Origin of the sequence: Burkholderia latens (genome assembly GCF_902499045.1) — a bacterium.
Lineage (GTDB): Bacteria > Pseudomonadota > Gammaproteobacteria > Burkholderiales > Burkholderiaceae > Burkholderia > Burkholderia latens.
Genome location: NZ_CABVPL010000006.1, coordinates 212,359 through 220,770, shown reverse-complemented (window position 1 = coordinate 220,770; position 8,412 = coordinate 212,359). Strand labels below are relative to the sequence as shown.

The 8,412-nt window shown below is 61.5% G+C and carries 6 protein-coding genes; 3 read left to right on the top strand and 3 right to left on the bottom strand.

Annotation, left to right across the window (positions count from 1 at the left end; genetic code table 11):
• The first annotated feature begins 525 nt into the window (after nt 1–525).
• Both parA and BSE24067_RS07110 read left to right on the top strand, forming a co-directional pair.
• On the top strand, nt 526–1,188 hold the full coding sequence (gene parA, locus BSE24067_RS07115) for a ParA family partition ATPase (RefSeq protein ID WP_151066342.1): 663 nt from the start codon (nt 526–528) through the stop codon (nt 1,186–1,188).
• A 23-nt stretch (nt 1,189–1,211) separates the two neighbouring features.
• Complete coding sequence (locus tag BSE24067_RS07110) at nt 1,212–2,273, top strand: ParB/RepB/Spo0J family partition protein (protein ID WP_151066341.1); 1,062 nt, start codon at nt 1,212–1,214, stop codon at nt 2,271–2,273.
• A gap of 100 nt (nt 2,274–2,373) precedes the next feature.
• Here BSE24067_RS07110 and BSE24067_RS07105 read toward each other — a convergent pair whose 3' ends face one another.
• Nucleotides 2,374–3,738, bottom strand: coding sequence for a replication initiation protein (locus BSE24067_RS07105; RefSeq protein WP_151066340.1), 1,365 nt, complete (start codon nt 3,736–3,738; stop codon nt 2,374–2,376).
• A 1,800-nt stretch (nt 3,739–5,538) separates the two neighbouring features.
• Here BSE24067_RS07105 and BSE24067_RS07100 point away from each other — a divergent pair.
• A complete protein-coding gene (locus tag BSE24067_RS07100) occupies nt 5,539–6,720 on the top strand; it encodes a DNA-binding protein (protein WP_151066339.1) in 1,182 nt (393 codons plus the stop codon).
• Between the two features lie 139 nt (nt 6,721–6,859).
• On the opposite strand, the gene BSE24067_RS07095 is transcribed toward BSE24067_RS07100, so the two are convergent.
• Together BSE24067_RS07095 and BSE24067_RS07090 are read right to left on the bottom strand one after the other, a co-directional pair.
• Nucleotides 6,860–7,873 (bottom strand): tyrosine-type recombinase/integrase, encoded by a 1,014-nt coding sequence (locus tag BSE24067_RS07095; RefSeq protein WP_151066338.1) that lies wholly within the window; start codon nt 7,871–7,873, stop codon nt 6,860–6,862.
• A gap of 100 nt (nt 7,874–7,973) precedes the next feature.
• Nucleotides 7,974–8,351, bottom strand: coding sequence for a DUF2471 family protein (locus BSE24067_RS07090; RefSeq protein WP_151066357.1), 378 nt, complete (start codon nt 8,349–8,351; stop codon nt 7,974–7,976).
• Nucleotides 8,352–8,412: the final 61 nt, after the last annotated feature.

The window sequence follows — 8,412 nt, the reverse complement described above, 5'->3', positions numbered from 1 at the left end:
TGCGTTGGGTCGTTGCGTTGGGTCGTTGCGTTGGGTCGTTGCGTTGGGTCGTTGCGTTGGGTCGTTGCGTTGGGTCGTTGCGTTGGGTCGCTGAGCGCCTCGATGGTTTATGCGCATAAACCGGCGGGCAAGCATCGGCACGCCGACATTCCATGGTCCCCCGCGCAGGGGTCGTCGTCATGGCTGCCGAGGGCACCGAATTCGATCTAGGCCCGTTCTCCGGCGCCGGCACTTTATGCGCATAAACGCGCCGTCGACATCCTCGACGCGCGGAAGAGCAGACGGCAGCCATGAGGCCACCGCGGACTCGACGTGATCGATCTATCCGGCCGGTGTTGTTCTCTCGTCGCGCACCGTCTACTTGCGACGCCGTCCCCGCGATGGCTCAAGCCGTCCGTCGCTGCGGCCCGTTTATGCGCATAAACCAATAGCCCGAATGGCCAACGCGTAGTTGTCGAACGACAATTTCATTGAAATATAAATATCGTCCTGTAGAATTCCAACGACCAAAAACAGGAGTGAAAATTGGCCGCGGAAATCATTGCAGTCACTCAACAAAAAGGTGGCGTCGGCAAAAGCACGATTGCCATGCACCTCGGCGCGGCATTCCACGAGAAAGGGAAGCGCGTCCTCGTTATCGACGCAGACGGTCAAAACACGCTGGTTCATTGGTCCAGCGCATCCGGTGACACCGACACCGGCATCCCTTTCCCGGTCGTCAACCTCGCCGAAGCCGGCGGCCAGATCCACCGCGAGATCAAGAAGTTCATCAACGACTACGACATCATCGTCGTCGATTGCCCGCCGTCGATTACCGAAAAGGTGTCCGGCGTCGTGTTACTCGCTGCGTCGATCGCCGTGATCCCGACGTCATCGTCGCCGGCCGATTACTGGTCGAGCGTCGGGCTCGTCAAGCTGATCCAGCAGGCGCAGGTAATGAACGAAGACCTTCGCGCCGTCTTCCTGCTGAACAAGACCGAAGAGAAGCGCATGCTGACCCGCGAGCTCAAGCGGGCGCTCGAGGAACTCGGCTTCCCGCTGCTGAAAACGCAAATCCCGACCCGGGAAGCGTACAAGCAGGCGATGGCGCTCGGTCAGACCGTGCTGCAGATGAACGATCGCGGCGCCAAGCTGGCCGCCGCGGAGATTCGCGCATGCGCCGACGAAATCGTCGCCATGCTGCCCTGACTTTATGCGCATAAAGGAGTCACATGAAGCCCTCCCAATTTGCAAAAGGATTCCAAGCGCGCCCGGATATCACGACGAGCGAGAAGCGGACCGCGCTTGATCGTCTCAATGCCATCGATGGCATCGTCAAATCCGAAACGGCCACGCCGACCCCAACGAAATCCGCCAGGAAGGACGTCGCGCCACCTGCCGTTCCCGAAATCCTGCTCGAACCGTCGACCGACGAGTCGCCGCAATATCGCGCGTGGCGCCTCGAGAACCGCTATGCGCCAGGCCAGGTGATCGAGCTGCCGCTGAAGGCGATCAAGCATAGTCCGTTCAACCCGCGGCATTTTTACCTGAAGTCGTCGATTGCCGAGCTCGCGGTCAACCTCGCGAAGCAGGGGCAACAGCAGGCGATCCACGTGATTCCCGACTACGAAAACCCGGGTTCCTATTTCGTCAGCGACGGCGGCCGCCGCGTGCGCGCGCTGAAGGAAGCGAACAAGGAAACCGTGAAGGCGATCGTGATCGACGTGCCGATCGGAATCGAGAGCTACAAGCTCGGCTACGACCTGAACGTGCAACGCGATTCGCAAACGGTGTTCGACAACGCCGTCGTATGGCGCCGCTTCCTCGACGAAAAGCATTTCCAGAGTCAGAAGGAACTGTCCGAACATCTGGGCCTGGACGAGTCGACGGTCGCGGTCGCGCTATCGATCGGCAAGCTGCCGGAAGCCGTGATGCAGGAAATGGTCGCGCGCCCTGATCGTTTCGGTTCGAACATGGCGTATCAGGTCGGCCGTTATCACAATGCGCGCGGCACCGAGGCGACGCTGCGGCTGATCAACAAGATCGTGTCCGACGATCTCAGCACGCGCCAGGTGTCGGACATCGTCAAGGGTCGCGTTGCGGCACAGGAAACGCCGAAACCGGCGAGCCGTCAGCGCTACGCGCAGCGTCTGGAGATCAAGCTCGGCGGCAAGTCGGTCGGCGACCTGAAGTCATACGGCGAAGACCGGATCGAACTGCGCCTGCGCGGCTTGCCGAAGGACAAGCGCGACGCGATCCTCGAGCAGCTCGAGCGGATGTTGTTGTCGGAGTGATGGCAGGAACCGGCAGGGCCTGGCGATGCGTCAGGCCAGCCGGCTGATCGGGGCGTCGGCGGCCGCGCCCCAGAGAGAGCCGAACGGGCCTCAAGCGCTCTCAGGCGGCCCGTGATTGATTCAGGGTGAACGCAAGCAGGTCGCCGTCGGTTGGCTCGCCCCAGGTTTTCTGCGCGAGCCAGTCGAAAAATGCCGTCTCGGCCAGCTTGGATTCGAGACCACGCTTGCGCCAGTCGTCACGCAGGTGCGAGCCCATCGTCGGCAGCACTTCCGACTCGAACGACTCGCGCGCCACTTCACGCTCCGCGTCGCCCTGCTCCTCGTACAACACCTTCGCTTCCTTGCGGCGGAACGCCGCGAATTCGCTCAACAGCCGCGCCTTCAGATCGTCCGGCTGCGCCGCGACCGCCTTCGCCGACGGCGTGCCGGAAGGCAGAGCGTCAACGGACTCGACCGGCGGCGCATAACCCTTCTTCAACGCATCCTTGAACAACGCGGGCGCGCTGCGCACCGGCGGCAGCGTCGTGCTGCGCATCCGCTGCTCGGTCATCTGCAGCGCCGCGCGAATCCGGTTTTCCTCGCTGTCCGCGTAGAGCGTCTGCGCTTCCTTGAGCGGAATCCCGAGCTTCACCATTCGGTCGACCAGCGTGCTGTCGAACACGTTCGGGTGCTCGTCGAGTGCGAGCATCGGTTGCTTGCGTTCGGTCACGCGGAACTGGATCTCCGCGACCCGCCGCCCTTCGCGATGCTCGATCAACTCGACGAAAATGTTCGTGACCGCGTTGACCTCGGCGATCGCCGGGCGCAGATAGTCGCGTTTGAAATACTTGTACTCGCGCTTCGCCTCGTCGCCGGCCTCCGTGTCGGGCGTGCCCGACAGGATCGGCCGCCACCATTCCCACGGCTCGCGCATCGTCAGGTGGCTCGGGTTCGTCAGGTAGCGCACGCAGATCTCGTACAGCGCGAGGCCCGCGCTGCTGCGCAGTTGGCTCTGGAACTGCAGGCTCAGACGTGCGTATTGAACCGGATCGAGCAGCTTCTTCTTGATCTTCGGCGCGAACGAGAATTCGACCCATACACGACGGGTAGCCGGATCCTCGAGAATTTCCGCATCGGCGATCAGTGTCGAGATCCCCCACTTGCGGCCTGGCTTCTGGCTCGACGTTCCGGTGCTCCATTCGACCTGGACCGACACCATGCGACGCAGGTGTTCCTTGACCAGTGCGGTGTCGTTCGAATCGAAGGCGGAGTTGGCGACGATATCCGACAGCAGCGCGCGATAGGTATCGCCCGAGTCGTCGGCCTGCTGCGCGACGGCGAGCAGCACGTTGAACAGCTTGCGGGTCAGGAGCGTGATCTTGCCGCTCTTCGGCTGAATCGCGATCGCCTCGACGGCCTTCCGCAATTCGGCTGAACTGGCACTCACCACATCCACATCGGTTTTCTTGGCGCGCTTCGTGGCCATGCGTCGGGTCGGAGGAGAAGTTTCACGGAAGGATAGCGCCTGTGGTGATGTGCGTCCAGAACGACATGCTCACCATAGCGGGTGAAGTGCGCGGACAAAGCGGCACTCACCCCAACCCTCTCCCGAAAATCCTCACCAGTCCGGATTCACGGCGTTTCGGACTCGTCCAGACGTGTCGCGGGAAGCGCGGATTCACAGATTTTCGCCTGTGCTCGACCCGTGCGAAACTCGCTCCCGTATCGGCTCACCTTTCGATTTGTCGTAATTTTGCGACTGCACGACGGCGCGCTTATCACAGCGCCGCGCCGATCCCTCTCTGCCGGCCTGTATGCACGTACAGGCAAGGCTGTCCGCGCGTTCGCAGCCCCGCTCGTCGTGCGCAAACACTGGCACCGAGCCGGTTCAAATCGCCGGCTACAGCGGTTTCTCGAGTCCGGGCGCGCATTGTACAGCGCACAGAAACCATACAGTCCCGAAAACTCTCACCTTCCCGAGTCGCCAATCTGTGAACGCGATTCTCATGAATCCCCGGCGCACGCGGAACCAGCGGCCCCGATCTCCCGAAAAGCCTCACCTTATTGAAAAAAGCGACGCCGCAACAGACACGGAAACGGCTCCTGAAAAATCTCACCGTAACCGCGCCGGTATCAAAAATGTCAATCGCGTCCGATACTTATGCGCAGTCGGTTTCTGGCCACGTCCAGCGGCCTCTTCCTGAAAAACCTCACCTTTCGTGCCTTCACCGTGACGCAACACCTGTGCGTCGGCTCCCGAAAAGCCTCACCTGTGCCGAAAAGTGGCACAGCAAAAATCGGATTTCCGCCAGTCCTGGCGGGCTTTTCAGCGAATTCTCCCCGTCTCGGGTCCTGTAAAGCCTCACCTTTGCCCAATTTTCGGGCACAGATTGCCCCCGAAAAGTCTCACCTTCGAGCTGAACAGCGCACTGTGTTTTGCGCCCCGAAGAAGCTCACCTTCACAGGACCGGCCTATAGAAACCCGAATTTCGCTCCCGAAAAGCCTCACCTTTCGTCCCTCATCGGCCTCCTGGCGCCCTTTTGCGGTGCAAAATGGCGATGGCTTCCCGGAAATCCTCACAGCAAATCGCTGTGGCGTCCCGTGAAACCTCACCTTTCGGCAAAAATGCCCAAAAGATGAGCAGAATCAGGGCGCGAAGAGGGTCCCGCAAATGCTCACCTATGTCTGCACAGGCAGAAAACTGTGCGGTTAGGCGCGGCGCGGGTTCCGCGGCTGTGTGGCCCCGAAAACTCTCACCTTTGGGAAATCTCGTGTTTTACTGTGATCCCGAATCCGCTCACGACCGTTCCTGCATCGGCTCACGCAGCTCCCTGAACCCCATCACTTCAGCTCCCGCAGAAGGTCACCTTGGCTCCCGTAAAACTTCACCTTGCTCGCCGGAAACCCTTGCTACATAAGGCTGTGCCGTGGCGTTAACGTTTTTAACTAAGGGTTCAAGGGTGTTTACTTCTAATACTCTCAAGACATCGGTCGCTGAGTTTTCCACAGAGACCCCAACCGCTGAACACCCACCGGCCATAACATCGGCCGTGATGTGAAACAAATGCCCGTTTTTCGGGTTCGATAGAAAATCCTTGCGAAACAAGCGCTTGTCTCACTTTCTTCGCTTTGTTTCACGAAATTCCACGCGCGGTTCGTCGCAATGAGCCCACAGACACGGTTTCCGTGGAGAGCGACGCAAATTCGCCACGGTCTGCGAGAACAAGTATCAAAAGATACGTATTTCGTTATGATTGCAACATCTCAATGTCTGCGAGTTTTGCCATGACGCTGGATGAAATGCGTGAAGCCATCCGTAGCGAGCTGGAATCCCTGCGCGCGGGCGGTGCGCGGCGCCAGGAATTGTCACTCCATGCCTGCAAGCGCTTGTTTTTCGATCTCGGCATCCGGCCATCGGCAGCGACCGTCCGGGATCTGACCCAGACTGGCAGCGCCAGCGACATTCCTAAAGACATCGACCATTTCTGGGAGCGCATTCGGTCCGCGTCGAAGGTTCGGCTCGACGGCGCGGCGATTCCGAAAGCGGTCGAGGAAAAGGCGGGCGCATTGCTCGGCGCGTTATATGAAGAAGCATTGAAAGCAGCCCGAGAAAGTCTCGACGTCGACCGCGAGCAGGTCCGCGCGGACATTGCCGATGCTGAACAGCGGCTGCGCGACGCTACGGTCCGACAGGAAACCCTCGAAGCGGCGCTGGCCCGCAGCGAAACCCGCAACGACCAGTTGCAGGCGCGCGTGACCGAGCTCGAAGTGCAGCTTGCGTCGCAATCGACGCACGGTTCGGCAAACGAAGCGACGCTGCTCACCACAGTCGCCCGGCTCGAAAAGGAACTGGCTGCCATGGCGGGCCGCGTCGACGCCGAACAGAGCCAGAACGCTGCGCTGCGCGATCGCATCGACGCGCTGCAAGCCGAATTGCAACAGCGTACCGAGCACTACGCGCAGCAAATCAAGGATGCGGTGGCCGAGGCCGAACGCCGTGTCAAACCGATGCTGGTCGAGCTGGACTCTCTGCGCAGCATGGCGTCGACTTACCAGAGCGGGCTGCGTGACGTGCAGCGCAAGGAATTCGACTTTCTCCAGCAACTGAGCGCGGCCAAGGCGCGCGCCGACCGGCTCGAGGAACAGTTGCGCACGCAGAGCGACGAGCTCGAACGGGCGACGCGCGACGCGCAAGCGCTACGGGCGAGCCGCGGGATGACTCCGGAAATCTCCGCGCTGATCCGGCGTCTGGCCGATGCAGGCCAGCTCGACGCGGCGGCGTTTTCCGCGATCGGCACGTCGATGGACCACGACACACCGGTGCCGAACCAGTGCCCGCGCTGTGACGGCGAACCGGAGCTCTCCCATGGGGATGACGGGTTCGAAGTATCGTGCCCCGAATGCGAACATGCGTCGGGACCGTGGCCGTCGCGGTTCGAAGCGGTCGCGCGCTTTGCGCGCGACTGACGCATCGACCGGCACAGCGATCACACAGGTGAGATGATCCGGGACGCTTGAGGTGAGAGTTTTCGGGAGCTGAGAAACGGTGAGGCTACGCCGCACAAGGCTGCTCACGGATCGTGTCGTGTGAGCAGCCAGCGTCGCATCAGTGAGTTGCGTCCTGATCGGACACGTCACCATTCGCGAGACCTTCACGCCAGTTTTTCCACGCGCGGTGCAGACGGTTCGATGAGATCGGCCGCATGAAGCCGAGCCACTTGCCGACGCGCTCGGGCGGCACGTCGTGTTCGAACAGTTCGGCCGCGTAGGTATTGCGCAGCGTTTGTGGACTCGCACGCGCGGTGCGCGACGACGTGAGTCCGGCGGATTCGACGATCGCATCGATCGCGCGCAGCATCGTGGCCTTGTGCATCGGCCGCCCGGTGTGCGACGCCGGAAACACGAGTTCGCCGGGAATCTCCTGGCGCTTGCGTTCCACGAGCCACGCTTCGAGCAACGCGATCGCAAATGAAGCGAGATGGGTTTCGCGCGAGAAATCGGGATGCGTCGACGGGATCTGCAGCGACGTTCCGCTGGTGTTGATGCAACTAATCGTAAGCGCACGCGCTTCGCCCGTTTTCACGCCGGCGCCGAGAAACGCGGCGACGAGCGCGCGGTCGCGGCGTTCTTTCCAGTACGCGGCGCCTGATACGCCGATGGGCGAAAACAGGTACGCGAGCAACTTCGCGCGTTCGGCAGGCGTGAGGAAACTGGTGGGTTCGTTGTCGCGTGCCTGACGCCAGTTCGCTTCGCCATCCTGAGCAATGAACCGTGCAGGATTGGTGGACGCGAGTTCGGTGCGGCGAATATGGTCGAGCACGCGCTCGATCAAGCGAAGGTAGCGCATTCGCTGCGTTTTCCGGATCGGCAGCTCGCCGACGAAATTCGCGATCGACGCGGTATCGACCGTGGCGAGATTCTTCTGGTGCGCACGCAGCCACGTGAGGAATGCGCCCCATTGTGCGCGATAGACGTCGGCCGATGAACGACGGTAGTCCTGCATCGCGAGCCACGCATCGAACGCCGTTTCCGGCGACACGATCCAGTCGGAAGCGCCGCGGTCGAACAGATCCTTTTCTTCGGGGCGAGTCGGCGCGGCGGAGGATGTGGGAAGGGACATCGTATTTATTCCGTTAGTTGCGTGTATGGTAGCCGTTTGCGCAACATCGCGGGCAACGGGATGCAACAGTGGACCGCCGGTTCGGCGCTTATGCGCTGAATCAGTCGCCCCACGCCTTGGATGGACGGTGAACGCGTTCGCGGGGCGTGGCTTCCTGCGACTTCGCCGCGGCTTCATATGCGAGGACAGCGAACGAGAACACGGCGGGCAGCGCGTTCGACCGCCCGAAGTCGATCGGATCGTCCGTTTCGGGGAAAGTCATGTCCGACGGCCGTTCGAACAGTTGGCGCATGCCGGCGTCGTGCCGGCTGGCAAAGCCGAGATCGGCGAGCGCCTCGGCTTCGATGGCGTGCAGCAGACGCCATGACAGCGGCACGCGCTGACGAATGTAACGTGCGGCTATATGGCGAACGATCAGTTCGAGGTCGTGCGCGGCAGCCTTGAAGCTGAGCGCGGCCAAATCTTGTTCTTCTGTCATCGCAGACTCCTGTCGACCGTCGGGGCGCCTCGGTGCGCCCCGCGGCCAATGCATGGCGGAA